This is a genomic window from Pseudomonas sp. NFPP07, assembly GCF_900115645.1.
Lineage (GTDB): Bacteria > Pseudomonadota > Gammaproteobacteria > Pseudomonadales > Pseudomonadaceae > Aquipseudomonas > Aquipseudomonas chlororaphis.
The window spans coordinates 903,064-917,484 of the sequence record NZ_FOXG01000001.1; the positions used below are offsets into that span (position 1 = coordinate 903,064).

Consider the following 14,421-nt stretch of genomic DNA (forward strand, 5'->3'; position numbering starts at 1 on the left):
TTCAAGCGCAAGAACTACGTTTCTTGCGCTTGAACTCAGTGCCGGATTTTCCTGGGGCCGCTACATCGGCTACTCATCCTCTTCGATCAGATAACAATTGTCACTGCTGCTGCGCCGGCCATGGGGATCGACGATAAAAGCCCCGCGCCCGTTGCCGCACTCCAGCAGATGCACCGGCGACAGCTCACGCTGTTGATCGATACGCGCATTGAGCCGGACGATATAGGTGCCCAGCGCAAGCGCCACGCAAAGAATCAGCAACAGGCACAGCACCAACTGGTCGGTGTAATCCGCGCAGGTCTTTTCAGAAGGCATAGGCAATAGAGCCCGATCCTGCTGCCAGCCCGCCCCCATTCCCGGTCAAGAACCCTGACAGCGGCCCACCCCCGCCCAGGCGCGCCACAGACGTGCCGGGCGACAAGGCACAGGCCATCAGGCCGATGACAATCAAGACCAGCAGAATGCCTTTGGCGACAGGAGACAGGTTCATGGTGGCGTTCTCTTGGTATAAAAGCCGCCACCCTAGAGTCCGACAGGTTAACGCCAGGTAAACATCGGTAAAAAACGCGCCGGCTCCGTTATCCTCTGGGCCACTGAGCGACACAGGTCCAAGGGGACATTCCCGTGCATATCCACCTGCTGCTGGTCGAGGACAACCTCGACCTGGCCAACACCGTCATCGAATACCTGGAAATCACCGGGATCGTCTGCGATCACGCCAGTAATGGCCAGACCGGCCTGAACCTGGCGCTGAGCCAACACTATGATGTGATCCTGCTGGACATCATGCTGCCGCGCCTGGATGGCCAACAGCTGTGCAAACAGCTGCGCGAACAGGGCAAACAGACACCGATCCTGATGCTCACCTCGCTGGATGCCCTGCCGGACAAGCTCGCCAGCTTTGCCATGGGCGCCGACGATTACCTGGTCAAGCCCTTCGAGCTGGCCGAACTGGTGGCCAGGATCCGCGCCCTGAGCCTGCGGCGCAGCGGCCAGGCCAGCCGCCTGCAGGTGGCCGACCTGACCATGGATCTGTCCACCCGCAAGGTCAGCCGCGCCGGACAGGAACTGCACCTGTCGCCCACCTGCTGGACCCTGCTGGAGTGCCTGATGCGTGCCAGTCCCGAGCCGGTGGGGCGCGAACGTCTCGAGGCGACGGTCTGGGGCGACGAGCCGCCGGACAGCAATACCCTCAAGGTGCACATGCACCGCTTGCGCAAGGCGGTGGACAAGGATTTCAGCCAAGCGCTGATCCACACTATTTCTGGCGTCGGTGTGCAGCTGAGGACCCCATGCGTAAAGGGCTGAGTCTGAAATGGGTGATCAGCGGCAGTTTCCTGCTGTTGATCGCCGTGGTGCTGCTGATCTACAGCCAGCTGCTATCGAGCTATAGCATCCGAGGCCTGCTCTATACCGCCAGCGCCATGATGGAAGAAGAAGCCCTGTATTTCGTCAGGCACTACAAGAAAGACCCAAGCCTTGCCCCGCCGCAGAACTACTTCTTCAGCAGCGTTATCGGCAAGGAAGCGCTGCCGCCGAAAATTCGCCAGTTACTGGATACGCCGCCAACCCTGTCCTTCGGTGCCGTGCAGGTGTTCGGTGAACTGGACGCCGATGGACAGGATGAAGTCAAAGCGATCCTGGCCCAGCCCCTGGGTGACGGCAAAATCCTCTACATGTTCGATGTCGACCACGACCATGAAGAAGGTGGCGAGGTCGAGACCCCGTTGTCCGATGCCTATCTCGATCACGAACTGAACAGCATTAATGTCATCAGTCTGGCGGTATTCATCCCGGCACTGATCATCATCGCCCTGCTGGTCTGGTGGCTGGTGCGCCCCCTCGGCCGGCTGGCCCAGTGGTCCACCACCCTGAAAGATCCGGAGGAGGTGTCCAGCCAGCGCCCGAATTTCCGTTTCAAGGAGTTCAATGTCCTGGCCGACTCCCTGGCCCAGAGCGTGCAGCAGGTGCAGGCCGCCAGCCAGCGCGAAGGGCGCCTGCTGCGCTACACCAGCCATGAGTTACGCACGCCGCTGGCGGTGCTCAAGGCCAACCTGGAACTGCTGACCCTGCAGGCCGGCGGTTCGCTGCCCCTGCCTCTGCAACGTATCGAACGCTCGGTGCTGAACATGCAGCGCATTGCCGAGACGCTACTGTGGATGAGCCGCGAGCGCGTTGAACCCTTGCCGGAAGAAGCCATCGACATGGCCGAATTGTTCAACGAATTGATCCAGGAGCATCGCTACCTGATCGGCAAGCGGGATATCGAGCTGATCCTCGACATCAGCAACGAGCCTTGTCGCCTGCCCCTGACCGCCTGCCGAATCGTGGTTGGTAACTTTCTGCGCAATGCCCTGCAATATGCTGAGGAAGGCAGCATCGAAATCACCTTCGAACAGCTGCAACTGCGCATCGTCAACCGTATCCGTGATACCAGCCAGACGGAAGAATCCAGCGACTTCGGCTACGGCCTGGGCCTGGAGCTGATGCGCCAGCTGTGCGCCAGGCTGGGCTGGCACATCCAGGTCCTCACCGAACAACAGCGCTTCACCGTGACCCTGGACTTCAACACCGCAGAGCCCCCTGCTTCGCCCCAGGAGCGAGCCGAGGACGATACCCGCAAGATCAGCTGACCGCTCAATCAGCCCAGTAATCCCAACTCCTGGGCCCGGGCCACGGCCTGGGTGCGACGCTCCACCCCCAGCTTGCTGTTGATATGGCTGGCATGGGTCTTCACGGTATGCAGCGAGATAAACAACTGATCGCTGATTTCCTGGTTGGAACAGCCCTGGGCGATCAGTTGCAGCACCGCCAACTCGCGGGAACTGAGGGCTTCGCCGTGATGCTGCTCCAGGGAATCACGTGCCACGGCGACCGGCAGGCGTTCGAGCAAGGTCTGGCGCAATGGTGTCGCCGCCCCCTGCTGAAGTTGCTCGCGAACCCAGGCCGGATGCGCCCGCACCGCCCATTCGAACGGTTGCAATGCCCCGCCCACGGCAGCCTCCAGCGCCTGGGCAAAGGCCTGCCGGGCCTCGGGGTCGCGCCCCTGGGCCAGCAACAGCGCGACCTTCTGGTTCAACGCCATCACATTGAGCATTTGCCGCCCGGTCTGCCGGCCATGCTCCAGCAGTTTGTCCAGGCGCTGCTCGGCCAGGGCCGGCTCGCCCTGGATGCTGTCGAGCAAGGCTTGCTGCAACTCGATATGCAGCGGCAGTTGTGGATGAAATTCCGGTGCCGCGGCGGCCTGGTCGCCGGTGTAGGTCTGCCCCAGGCGAGCCAGCCAGGCTTGCGCCAGGTCCGTGCGGCCCTGGGCCAGCCAGAGTTCGCATTTGACCAGGGTGATCATCGCCAGGTAGTAGATCGGCGGTACGTCCCAGATGTGCATCAGGCGTTCGGCTTCGGCCAGTTCGGCAAAGGCCTTGGCAAATTCACCGTTGTGACCCTCCAGGTTGGCGATCACGCAATGGCCGATCAGCACGCTGATATCGCGACAGGCCCGCGCCTCGATCAGCCCCGCCCGCAGGCGCGCCAGTCCGGTCTCGGGCTGGCAGCGCAACGCCAGCAGGTAACCTTCGTACAGAGTCAGCCGCGCCCGTACCGCGTACAGGCGTTGCGCGGACAGGCCATACAAGCGCTGCAAGCCCTGGCGGACTTCATCCAGCGCCCGCAGGATCTCGCCGCGGGCTTGCAGCACCCGGGCCCGGTCGTAATGGGCCAGGGCCTCGAACAAAGGGTTGCCGACCCGCTGCGCCAGTTCCAGGGACTCGCGGTTGAGCCCCCGGGCACGCCACAGGTCGCCATCGGCGATCGCCAGGTTGGACAGGGTCGACAGGCACACCAGCCGCTGCCCGTAACGCTTCTGCGGCAAGGTTTCCAGGGCTTCGGTGCAATACAGCAGGGTCAGCTCGCGATTCCCCCGTCCGCGGGCGACGATCCCGCTCAAGGCCAGCCATTGCGCCAGCATGGATTTCTGCGCGGTGGCCGAGGGGGCCGGCAGGAAGCGGCTCAAATGGCTGGCCAGCTCCTCGGCAGCGTCCAGCTGGCACGCCAGCCCCAGCGCCCAGCTGTACAGCACGATCAGCCGCGGGGTGCTGATCAGCAGGCTGTCGGGCAAGTCCATTTTCCAGCGCAGCAGCATGCCGACGTTCTGCTCGGCCAGCAGTTGTTCCTCGGACAGGTTCTGTACCAGATTCGCCGCCACGTCCAGGTGCCCGGCGCGCAACGCCTGCTCCACCGCTTCGTCCAGCAGCCCCTGGGCGTTGAACCAGCGACAGGCCCGCAGGTGCAGGCTGGCCGGCGGCAATATCGCGTTGGCGGTGGGCCGGGTGCGCAGCAGGTCGGAGAACAGGTGGTGATAACGGTACCAGTGCCCCTGCTCGTCCAGCGGCACCAGGAATACCTGGTGGGCCAACAGGTAACGCAGGATCTCGGCACTGTCGTGGGACTCGCGCAATGCATCGCACAGGTCGCTGCAGAAACGTTCCTGGGGCGCCGTGTCGTAGAGGAACGACTGCACTTCGGCAGGCAGGCAATCGATGACCTCTTCCAGCAGATAATCGCGAATCAGGCCTTCGCCGCCATTCAGCGACTGCGGCAAGGTCGCGCCACTGCCCGCCTCCGAGGCCGCCAACAGCCAGAAGCGCAGCCCCGCCACCCAGCCTTCGCTGCGCAGGATCAGGCTTTCCAGTGCCTCGCCGCGCAGCGAACTGCTGTGCCGGTCGAGCAGGGTCAGGGATTCGTCGTAGGTCAGGCGCAGGTCCTGCTCATGCAGTTCCAGCAACTGCCGTGACAGGCGCAGACGCGCCAGGTGCCAGTCCGGGCGCTGGCGGCTGGTTACCAGCACCAGCAAGCCGTCGGGCAAATGATTGAGGAAGAACTGCAGACAGCGATCGAGCACCGGCCCCTGGGCCAGGTGGTAATCGTCCAGTACCAGCAATAAGGGAGAAGCACTGGAAAGATGGGCCGCCAACTCATCGAGCAGCCCGTCCAGCCACTCTTCGAAGGCGAAGGGCTGGTGGCGCTGGCGCATCTTCAGCAGCCCGAGGGATTGGTTGCCCAGTTGGGCGAAATATTGTTGCAGCCCCTCGAGCAGGCGCTCGAGAAAACGTCCCGGATCGCTGTCCCGGCGACTGAGCCCCAGCCACAGGCTGCGCCAGTGCGGCGGCAGGCTTTGGCAGAACTCCACCGCCAGTGAACTCTTGCCAAAACCGGCCGGTGCGCTGACCAACAGCAGCCGGCCATTGAGGCCCGCGCTCAGGCGCTCGCACAGACGCGGCCGCAGTACGTAGCCGTCGGGCAAGGGAGGTCGGTAGAAGCGCCCTTCCGGCGCGGGAATGGCCGCACCGGCAGGCCCCTGGATACGGGACAGATCAGTCATGGCCAACTCTTATTGAAGTGCTGTTGTCGGCAATACAGATGTCGGCAGACTAGCGGTAAAAAGCCCCCTGTTGAAGATTTTTGCTACAGATGGATAGAAAAAGAATACAACCAGGTTTGTCAGCACTCCCCGCATACCTGTAGGAGCGAGCTTGCTCGCGATAGGGCAGCGCGGTTTTACCGGGAGATGGCATTGTCTGGAGTTTTTTTCGCGAGCAAGCTCGCTCCTACAGAGGCCACCCCGCGCCTTGTAGAAAAACGCAGACAATAAAAAACGCCCCGAACCAGTCGGGGCGTCGATCGAGGATGCGCCTCGATTTACCGCGGGTTAACGAACGCCATCCTGGCGCAGGGCCGCCGGAGTGAAGTCGCTGGTGGTGGCGGTGAAGCCGAAGTCGTAGGCCGACTTCTCTTCGTTCTTCATGCCCAGTGCCAGGTAACGGCCGGACTGCAGGTCGTAGAGGGTTTCCAGGGCATACCACGGCACTTGCTTGTCGTAGTAGTTCTCGGCATGCGCCTCGGCCACGCGCCACAGCTGGCCACGACCGTCGTAGTGGTCGATCACCGCGGCCTGCCAGGTGTCTTCATCGATGTAGAAGTCACGCTTGGCGTAGATATGGCGCTGACCTTCCTTCAGGGTCGCGACCACGTGCCAGACACGGCGCAGCTCGTAGCGAGCCAGGTCCTGGTTGATGTGGCCGGCCTTGATGATCTCGGCGTACTTCAGCTGCGGCGAGTCGAGCTTGTAGCTGTTGGAGGCGATGTACATCTCCTTCTTGCCTTCCAGCTTCCAGTCGTAGCGGTCCGGCGCGCCGTTGTACATGTCGAGGTTGTCGGAGGTACGCAGGCCGTCGGCGGCGGTACCCGGACCGTCATACGACACTTGCGGGGCGCGACGCACACGACGCTGGCCAGCGTTGTAGACCCACGCCGAACGCGGCTCCTTCACCTGGTCGAGGGTTTCGTGCACCAGCAGCACACCACCGGCCAGACGCGCCGGCGCGGTCACTTTCTGCTTGAAGTAGAACAGGATGTTGCCCGGGTTCGCCGGATCGTAGTCCTTCATCTTGTCGCGGAACACGAACTGGTCCTGGAAGTACACCAGGCTGAACGAGCCGTTGGCCTGTGGCGTCGCCTGGGTCACCAGACGGGTCACGCTGCCGCCGCGATAGCGGGTGATGTGGTTCCAGATAACTTCCACGCCGCTTTTCGGAATCGGGAACGGAATGGCGGTCTTGAAGTTTTCCAGGCCGTTGCCGCCGCTGACCAGGTTGGTCTTGGTGGCGTTTTCCTTGATCGCGGCGAACACATCGGCTGGCACCGTGGCGCCGCGGTGGGAAGGATAGACCGGCATCTTGTAGGTTTCCGGGTAGCGCTTGAACATCGCGTACTGCCCTGGCGCCAGCTTGTCCTTGTACTGCTCGACGTTCTGCGCGGTGATGGTGAACTGCGGCTGCTCGCTGGCGTACGGGTTGGACAGGAAGCCCTTGCCATCCACACTGCCGGCGTTGGTCGGCAAGGCTTTCCAGGCCGGAATGGTGCCGGCTGAGTTACCGGCCATTTCCGCGCCCATCGGCGTCAGGGAGGTACCCAGCTTGGCCGCTTCATCGGCCGAGACCGCGGCCATGACCCCGGTCGCCAGCAGCGACAGCCCGAGGACACCGACCTGCAACAGACTCTTGGTTACTTTCATATTCTTGTTCTTCCTGAAAATGCAGTGCTTAGAAGTTCACGCCGAAACTGAGGGCCACGAAGTCACGGTCATCCACGGTGGTGTACTTGCCGTCGAAGAAGTTGGTGTACGCCAGGCTCGCGGTGTAGGTGTTCTGGTACTCGGCATCCACGCCCAGGCTGATGGCCTTGCGACCTTCCTCGAAGTTGCCGCCAGGGCCAGGCGAGTAACCGCTGACGTCATGGGACCAGGCCACGTTCGGCTTGAGGTTCACACCGGCGAACACGTCGTTGTATTCCCAGATGGCACGACCGCGATAACCCCAGGAAGTCGAGGTGGTGAAGCCGTCGTCGTTGCAGTTGCGGCTGCGATTGTTGGTCGCCGTTCCTGGACCCGCGCCGTTGATGGTGCTGGTATTGAGGATCTGCGAGCAGGTGTCCAGGCTACCGGTGGCAGGCAGTTCGCCCGGGCCATAGACCGGATCGCGGCCATAACGAACCTTGGAGGTGCTTTCCAGGCCGCCCACGTAGGTCAGGCCGACTTCACCAACCAGGGTCAGACGGCTGGCGCCCATGACCTGATCGAAGAAGTGGGTGAAGGTGGTCTGGAGCTGGGTGATTTCTTTACGGCGATAGCCGTGCAGGTCCTGACCCGGGGAGCCGTCGAGCAGCGAGGCATTGGCCAGGGTGCCGCCCAGGGGGCGAACACCGGCGAACAGGATATCGGTGGAGTTCAGCTGCACCGGAGCGTTCGGGCGATAGCTGATCTCACCGCTCCATGCGGTACCGGTAGGCAAGGTGGTGGAGAAGCTCAGGCCGTAGAGACGGATGTCCTCAGGGTACTCGACGAAGTACTCGGAGCTGCCCGCCACCACCAGTGGGCCCAGGGCGCGGAACGCTGGAGGCAAGGCCGCGACACGGTCGAAGACCGACTGCGGAGCACCGGTGGCGCTGAAGATCGGCGCACGGCTGTGGTAGTTCATGAAGTACGCGCCGAACTCGGTGTCGAGCGGCTCGTACATGTACTTGAAGGACACGCCCCACTGCCCGCTGTCCCGTGCATCGCGGTCCGGTCCACGACGCACCAGCACGCCTTCCTGATTGACGTCGACGCCCGCGGCGGCCAGTGGCCCCAGGGCAATCGACGGAATGGTCGAGCGCTTGTTCAGCACCCGCAGATTGTCGGTGCAACCGTCGGCGATGATGTCCGGCTGGGAGAAGAAGGTGCCGCAGTTGTCGACGACGGTCTGGTCCCATTCCAGCTGATAGAAGGCTTCGGCCGAGAGGTTGTCGGTCAGGCTCTGGGAGACGTAGAACATGTTGACCGGGATCAGGCCTTCCTTGACCTCCGCGCCAGGACGGCGGAAAGCCGATACGTCGATCGGGTTGATCGAGTTGATGCCGCCGCCGATGAAGGTACTTTCACCCCAGCTCACGACTTGCTTGCCCAGGCGCACGGAACCCGGCTGCTCGGCGATCGAGTAGTTGTGGTAGATGAAGGCGTCGAGGATCTGCCCGCCGGAAGACTTGGCGCCTTCCTTGCGGTTGCTGTCGCTGATGTCCTTGAACTCGCGGCTTTCGTCCTTGAGCTCGAAGTCATACCAGTATTTGCCACGGACGAAGACGCCGGTATCGCCGTATTTCAATTCAAGGTCGTGGATACCCTTGAAGATCTTGGAAAAGGTTTCGCCGCTTTTGAAGTTAGCGTGGCCATCGTCGGAGGTCTGGGACAGGCCATGACCGCCGTTGTTGACACCAATCAGATTCTTGTTGGGGCTCTGGGTAGACCAGCTCGCACCCAGCGATAGAGAAGAGTCGAACTGACCTTCGATTTCACCGATGTTGAAACTGACGCCGAAGGCAGGTCCGGCGAGCGTAGAGGCGAGACTGACGGCCAGAGGCAGTTTCGCCCGGCGCCAGAACTGGTTTACTGATGTCATCGACGCTACTCCATGTGCTTTATTGTTATGGCAGTGAGCACTTTTAAAAACGCTCTGAACGGGCGGAACCCAGTCAGCCCCGAAGTCGTTCAAAGTTGCATCGCCCCATGTTGTGCGGTTGCCCCGTTCTTAAAAATCCTTGGGCGGACTATAGCCAGCGGGTGGTACGGCTTGATCCCTCTAAAGTGTGATTTGCAGCCTCCAACCACTCTGGAACGGTCCTTTCGCCAGTCCGGCAAATGCCGGCACGGCAAGGATGGCTGAAAATTCGGATTTGACAAGGCAAGCGCTTGCTTGGTGGGCTCTACCGTGCCCTTTCGGGCACGGTAGAGGGTGTTTATAGCGTCGAAAGAAAGGTGCTGTTGTTGGCCTGCCATTCGGTGATGTCGAGGCGGATGCGCTTCTTGTCGAGCTTGCCGACACTGGTCTTGGGAATTTCAGTAACAAGGGCGATCTGACTGGGAATCGCCCACTTGCTCAAGTGCCCCTGCTCGACAAACGGCTTGAGATGCTCCTTGAGCTCCTTGGCCTCGATCGCATGCCCTTCACGGACCACCAGCAAGGCAAACGGACGCTCGCCCCATTGCGGATCGGGGATCCCCACCACTGCTACTTCGCGTACCGCCGGGTGGCGGCTGATCAGGTCTTCCAGGGCCAGGGACGATACCCACTCGCCTCCGGTCTTGATCACATCCTTGATCCGGTCGCGAATATCGATCACGCCCATGCCGTCGAGAGTCGCCACGTCGCCGGTGTGCAGCCAGCCGCCTTCCCACAGCTCCGCGCCCTTCTGCGGCTCGTTGAAATAGCCTTCGGTCAACCAGGGCGCACGCAGCACCAGCTCACCCTGGGTCTCGCCATCGGCCGGCAGGAAGTTGCCGTCGCCATCGACAATCGCCGCCTCCACCAGAGGTCCGGGCACGCCGGCCTTGATCCGGTAGGTAGTGCGCTCATCCTCGGTACCCGCCAGCAGTTCTTCGTTGAGGTGGGCACAGGACACCAGCGGCCCGGTTTCCGACATGCCATAGGCCGCCGTCAGCTGAATGCCCTTGGCCTTGGAGGCCTCGTACAGCGCACGGTTGAGCGCGCTGCCGCCAATGACGATCTTCCAGCCGCCGAAATCCGTGCCCTGGGCCGCCTTGGCATTGAGCAGCATCTGCAGGATGGTCGGCACGCAATGGGAGAAGGTGACCTTTTCCTTGCGCCACAGCTCCACCAGCAGTTCCGGGTCGTAACGGCCGGGATAGACCTGCTTGAGGCCGAGCATGGTCGCCACATAAGGCAGGCCCCAGGCATGCACATGGAACATCGGGGTAATGGGCATGTACACATCGCTGGTGCCCAGCAGGCGCACGCTGTCGATGCTGCCCATGATCACCGCCACGCCCATGGTGTGCAGTACCAGCTGGCGGTGGGTGAAGTACACGCCCTTCGGATTGCCGGTGGTGCCTGTGGTGTAGAAGGTGGTGGCCACCGAGTTTTCGTCGAAATCCTCGAAGGCGTACTGGGTGCTGGCAGCCGCCAGAAGCTGCTCGTATTCGCCCACCAGGTTGGGCAGGTCGGCGCTCTGGTCCGGGCCGTCGGTCAGCAGCAGGGTTTTCTCCACCGTGCTCAGTTGCCCGGCGATCGCCTGGTAGAGCCCGACAAACTCGCTGTTGACCAGCACGAAGCGGTCCTCGGCGTGATTCATGGTGTACAGGATCTGTTCCGGCGACAGGCGCACGTTGATGGTATGGATCACCGCGCCGATCATCGGGATCGCGAACATGCACTCCAGATAGCGATGGCTGTCCCAGTCCATCACCGCCACGGTATCCCCGGCCTTGACCCCGGCAGCCGTCAACACGTTCGCCAGCCTGGCCACGCGCTCGATCAGGGTTGGGTAGCTGTAACGCAGTTTGTCCCGGTAGACGATTTCACGGGTCTTCTCGTAACGGGTGCCGGACATCAGCAGCCGCTTGATCAATAGCGGGTATTGGTAGGCGCCTTCGGCTGGCGGAATAACGCGAGTCTGCAACATAAGCATCCCTTTTCGTGACTGCACGGTCGTGGCTGAAGAACGCTCACTCTAGAGCGCCGCTGGCTCTGCCAAATCAGCCAAAGGAATGATTTGCAGAGCCGTACGAATGCTAGCTCCAAGCCAGCATTCGCGCGACCGGGGATTCACGCGAAGACACTCCTGTGCCCCCTCAAGCGGCCTGCCCCGCCGCGGCCTCCGCCGGGGTACGCGGGAAGATCAACGCGGCGGCGAAGGTCAGCGCAGCGAAACCGCTCAGGATCAGATACAGCCCGGCCAGCCCCTGGCGCGGTTCGACAAAGGCAATCAACGGAATCGCCGTGGCGCTCGCGCCAAACGACAGGCAATAGCGCAAGGCAAACACCCGGGACTGCCACTGCGGGGCAACGAAGTTGGCGACCATCGCATCGTTCACCGTGACCTGCCCGAACACCACGAACATAAAGGCCGCTCCCAGGACGATGACCGACCAGCCCTCGACCTCGGCCAGGCCGAACAGCAGCGGCGCCTGGCACAGGGTCAAGAAGATAAAGGGCCATTTCAGACTGAAGCGATGCAGCACCCGACCAATGCTCAGTTGCGCCACAGCGCCGAAGGCATACGCCAGACTGACCACCAGGCCCAGGGTCTGCGGCGAAGCGAACAGGTCCTGCAGGCGCTCCTGGAACAGCTTCGGGTAGGTCATGGTGGTGGCGTTGAACACCACCCCACCGGTCGCGGTTGCCAGGGCCAGGACGCCAAACACCATGGCCATGGAAATACGCTGGCCATCCGCGCCCTTGAGCCGCACATGAGGCCGTGCCGGGATGGCTTCTTCACGCACCTGCCAGGCAAACCCCAGGCCCAGGGCAATCGCCACCACGCCCGGCAGGATGAACGCCGAACGCCAGCCGAAATGCGCCACCAGCAGCCCGGTGATCAATGCCGAAAAGGCCACGCCGAGATTGCCCCACATGCCGTTGATGCCGATCTCCCGCCCGCGGTTCTGCGCATAGGCCACCAGCATCGCCGTGCCCACCGGGTGGTAGATCGCGGCAAACACCCCCATCAGCGTCAGGCCGACCACCAGCATCGTCGGGCTGCTGCTCAGGCCGGTGAAAATCGCCGAGGCGCCGATACCGAAGAAGAACAGCAGCATCATCTGCCGCCGGCTCCAGTGGTCGCCCAGCCAGCCGGCCGGTAGCGAACAGGCACCGAAGGCAATGAAGCCGCCCAGGGAAAGACCGATCAGCGCGGCATAGTCCAGGTCGAAGGCCCGGGTCATCCCGAGCACGGCGGCGGGGAAGATCAGCATGAACATGTGATCGATCACGTGGGCGGCGTTGATGTAGCGGATTACGTTTCGAGACTGATTCATGACGGCACACTGTTTCGTTGTAGGTATGCCGTTATGCTAGGTTGGCTATAAAACGCACTCCTGACAATAAAGTCATCAGATCAGACATGTTAATCAGCCACTTTCAGCACGGCCCGGTCAGCGCCTATCCACGCGATTATCTCGACGGCGCCCACCAGGAGTTGCACCGGCATCGCGAGGCGCAACTGCTGTACGCGGTGCGCGGGACCATGCGCGTGGTAACGGCCCAGGGCGCATGGGTCTTGCCACCGACCCGCGCGGTGTGGATTCCGCCCCTGGTGGAACATGAAATCTTCATGGCCGGCGATGTGCACATGCGTTCGCTGTTCATCGCCCCCGAGCTGTCGCCGCCCTCGTTGCAGCAATGTTGCGTGCTGGCGGTCACGCCGCTGCTGCGCGAACTGATCCTGCGGGCCGTGCAGGGTCGCGAACACGCGGAAAACCCACTGATCCAGCAACTGATGCTGGAAGAAGTCGCCCGCCTGGAGAACCTGCCGCTGCATATTCCCATGCCCCGCGACCGGCGCCTGCAAGCCATTTGCCAGGCGCTGCTGCAGATGCCGGATCATGCCAATACCCTGGAAGACTGGGCGCAGCAGGTCGGCGCCAGTTCACGAACGCTGGCGCGGATGTTTCAGCAGGAATTGCACATGAGCTTCAATGCCTGGCGCCAGCAACTGCGCCTGATGGAAGCCCTGCCACGCTTGATCGCCGGCGAGAGCCTGCAGCAAGTGGCGACGGCCTTGGGTTATGGCAGCGCCCGGGCCTTCAGCGCGATGTTCTGCCGCTTGCTCGGCCACCCTCCGCGGGAATACCTCGGCGCCCTGAATCAGCTCAAGGCGCTAGGCCCCATCACTTAGCCCCGTGTGCAGGCCCGTGCGGCTGCAAATGCTGTTGCAGGTAGTGGCGCAGGCGTTTTTCCACATCGCGGTTACGCGGCCTGGGCAACCCGGCCGGCCATTCGCCACGCGCCAGCGCGCGAATCGGCGCCTGCTGGCTCATGCCACGGCGCTGGATCTGGCGCAGCCCCTGATCCCACCAGACATGGCGGCAAGCCTCGACATAAGGCGAGATCGGACCGCAGCTGCCATACAGCAGGTCGCGTCCGACTTTTTGCATGTCCTTGTTCTGCCGCCTCAAGTAGAACTTGATCCGCGAGCGCTGAAACAGCGACGGCAAGGGTTTACGCCGTGGGACCTCGCGCTGCAGGCGCAGCAACTCCGGCCGGAAGGCTTCGCCATGGCGCTGGAAGAACAGCGCTTGCATGGCGTGGAAGAAGTCCTTGTCGGAGAAGTAGTGATAGATGCAACTCTTGCTCTCGCCCACGGATTGACCGCGCAAGGCAAATGACAAGGCGATCTGTTCCAGGGTGTGCAGGTCCTTGATGTGGGCGCTCCATTCGTCAATCAAGGCAATCGAGGCTTGCATCAGCGGACCATCGCCGGCCGTCAGGCCACAAACCCCGCTGTTGAACAGACGCTGGTCGTCGGCTACCGACTGACCGCTGGCCTGCAGGTAGCGGTCGAGTTTGACGAACTCGGGGCGGGTACGGACCTCGGACCAGAGAAACTCGTCTTCATCGATCAGGTACTGGCCGGGGGCGATGCGATCGAACAGCCGCTGCGGGTCGGCCTCGAACAAGGTGTCGGTATCGACAAACAGGGTCTTGTCCGCCAGCGCGAGGCCCGCGGCAAAGGCACAGGCCTTGCGCCGGTGGTAGTAGCCCTGGTCACCCTGCCACTCGACCAGCGTTTGCTCACTCAACGGCACCACTTGCACCGGCCAGCCGCGGTAATCCTCGGGGCGGTCGGTCATGACCCGAATCACCAGCGGTTCGGCACTCTTGCTCTGGTCGAGGGCCGTCAGAATGCTGAATTTCGCTTCATGGCGATAAACCTCTTTGCCGCCATAAACCAGATAGAGCAACTGCTGCGGTACTTTTTGTATCGTCATCAAGCGTCCGGTCTCGCGCGCTCTCCGGACGGTCAACGGGCTCGACCTGCCGGAGTGGCATAAAAGCGGACGATTGTACGATTAATCCCAATTAAGGATCAGAAATA

The 14,421-nt window shown here is 62.3% G+C and carries 11 protein-coding genes; 3 read left to right on the top strand and 8 right to left on the bottom strand.

Going from position 1 to position 14,421, the window contains the following annotated elements; translation table 11 throughout:
• Positions 1 to 69 precede the first annotated feature (69 nt).
• Both BM019_RS04255 and BM019_RS04260 read right to left on the bottom strand, forming a co-directional pair.
• A complete protein-coding gene (locus tag BM019_RS04255; RefSeq protein ID WP_037004990.1) occupies positions 70 to 315 on the bottom strand; it encodes a hypothetical protein in 246 nt (81 codons plus the stop codon).
• Positions 305 to 490: a hypothetical protein gene (locus BM019_RS04260; protein ID WP_037004992.1), complete on the bottom strand. Its 186-nt coding sequence runs from the start codon at positions 488 to 490 to the stop codon at positions 305 to 307. Before BM019_RS04260 ends, BM019_RS04255 begins: the two co-directional genes overlap by 11 nt.
• A 134-nt stretch (positions 491 to 624) precedes the next feature.
• Between BM019_RS04260 and BM019_RS04265 the strand changes: the two genes are divergently transcribed.
• Complete coding sequence (locus BM019_RS04265) at positions 625 to 1,308, top strand: response regulator transcription factor (protein ID WP_009045531.1); 684 nt, start codon at positions 625 to 627, stop codon at positions 1,306 to 1,308.
• The gene (locus BM019_RS04270; protein WP_092417685.1) at positions 1,293 to 2,633 is read left to right on the top strand and encodes a sensor histidine kinase; all 1,341 of its coding nucleotides are present in this window, start codon (positions 1,293 to 1,295) and stop codon (positions 2,631 to 2,633) included. The genes BM019_RS04265 and BM019_RS04270 overlap by 16 nt, the downstream gene beginning before the upstream one ends.
• Before the next feature lie 8 nt (positions 2,634 to 2,641).
• Here the strand turns inward: BM019_RS04270 and BM019_RS04275 are convergent, their stop codons facing one another.
• The 5 genes from BM019_RS04275 to BM019_RS04295 form a co-directional block, all read right to left on the bottom strand.
• On the bottom strand, positions 2,642 to 5,377 hold the full coding sequence (locus BM019_RS04275) for a winged helix-turn-helix domain-containing protein (RefSeq protein ID WP_085532354.1): 2,736 nt from the start codon (positions 5,375 to 5,377) through the stop codon (positions 2,642 to 2,644).
• A gap of 327 nt (positions 5,378 to 5,704) precedes the next feature.
• Positions 5,705 to 7,069, bottom strand: coding sequence for a DUF1329 domain-containing protein (locus BM019_RS04280; protein ID WP_007928419.1), 1,365 nt, complete (start codon positions 7,067 to 7,069; stop codon positions 5,705 to 5,707).
• A 28-nt stretch (positions 7,070 to 7,097) separates the two neighbouring features.
• A complete protein-coding gene (locus BM019_RS04285) occupies positions 7,098 to 8,987 on the bottom strand; it encodes a DUF1302 domain-containing protein (RefSeq protein ID WP_009045534.1) in 1,890 nt (629 codons plus the stop codon).
• Between the two features lie 337 nt (positions 8,988 to 9,324).
• Positions 9,325 to 11,007, bottom strand: coding sequence for a fatty acid--CoA ligase (locus tag BM019_RS04290; protein WP_009045535.1), 1,683 nt, complete (start codon positions 11,005 to 11,007; stop codon positions 9,325 to 9,327).
• A gap of 169 nt (positions 11,008 to 11,176) precedes the next feature.
• Positions 11,177 to 12,361, bottom strand: a complete 1,185-nt coding sequence (locus BM019_RS04295; protein WP_009045536.1) for an MFS transporter — start codon at positions 12,359 to 12,361, stop codon at positions 11,177 to 11,179.
• An 86-nt stretch (positions 12,362 to 12,447) separates the two neighbouring features.
• Here BM019_RS04295 and BM019_RS04300 point away from each other — a divergent pair, with 86 nt between their 5' ends.
• Entirely contained in the window at positions 12,448 to 13,221 is a 774-nt protein-coding gene (locus tag BM019_RS04300; RefSeq protein ID WP_092417686.1) for an AraC family transcriptional regulator, read from the top strand.
• Here the strand turns inward: BM019_RS04300 and BM019_RS04305 are convergent.
• Complete coding sequence (locus BM019_RS04305; RefSeq protein WP_092417687.1) at positions 13,214 to 14,314, bottom strand: hypothetical protein; 1,101 nt, start codon at positions 14,312 to 14,314, stop codon at positions 13,214 to 13,216. The two genes, BM019_RS04300 and BM019_RS04305, sit on opposite strands and share 8 nt — an antisense overlap.
• Positions 14,315 to 14,421: the final 107 nt, after the last annotated feature.

Excerpts from the sequence above, each read along its gene's own strand:
- BM019_RS04290 (WP_009045535.1), bottom strand. The coding sequence starts at position 11,007 with ATGTTGCAGACTCGCGTTATTCCGCCAGCCGAAGGCGCCTACCAATAC.
- BM019_RS04295 (WP_009045536.1), bottom strand. The coding sequence starts at position 12,361 with ATGAATCAGTCTCGAAACGTAATCCGCTACATCAACGCCGCCCACGTG.
- BM019_RS04275 (WP_085532354.1), bottom strand. The coding sequence starts at position 5,377 with ATGACTGATCTGTCCCGTATCCAGGGGCCTGCCGGTGCGGCCATTCCC.
- BM019_RS04280 (WP_007928419.1), bottom strand. The coding sequence starts at position 7,069 with ATGAAAGTAACCAAGAGTCTGTTGCAGGTCGGTGTCCTCGGGCTGTCG.
- BM019_RS04285 (WP_009045534.1), bottom strand. The coding sequence starts at position 8,987 with ATGACATCAGTAAACCAGTTCTGGCGCCGGGCGAAACTGCCTCTGGCC.
- BM019_RS04300 (WP_092417686.1), top strand. The coding sequence starts at position 12,448 with ATGTTAATCAGCCACTTTCAGCACGGCCCGGTCAGCGCCTATCCACGC.
- BM019_RS04255 (WP_037004990.1), bottom strand. The coding sequence starts at position 315 with ATGCCTTCTGAAAAGACCTGCGCGGATTACACCGACCAGTTGGTGCTG.
- BM019_RS04270 (WP_092417685.1), top strand. The coding sequence starts at position 1,293 with ATGCGTAAAGGGCTGAGTCTGAAATGGGTGATCAGCGGCAGTTTCCTG.
- BM019_RS04305 (WP_092417687.1), bottom strand. The coding sequence starts at position 14,314 with ATGACGATACAAAAAGTACCGCAGCAGTTGCTCTATCTGGTTTATGGC.
- BM019_RS04260 (WP_037004992.1), bottom strand. The coding sequence starts at position 490 with ATGAACCTGTCTCCTGTCGCCAAAGGCATTCTGCTGGTCTTGATTGTC.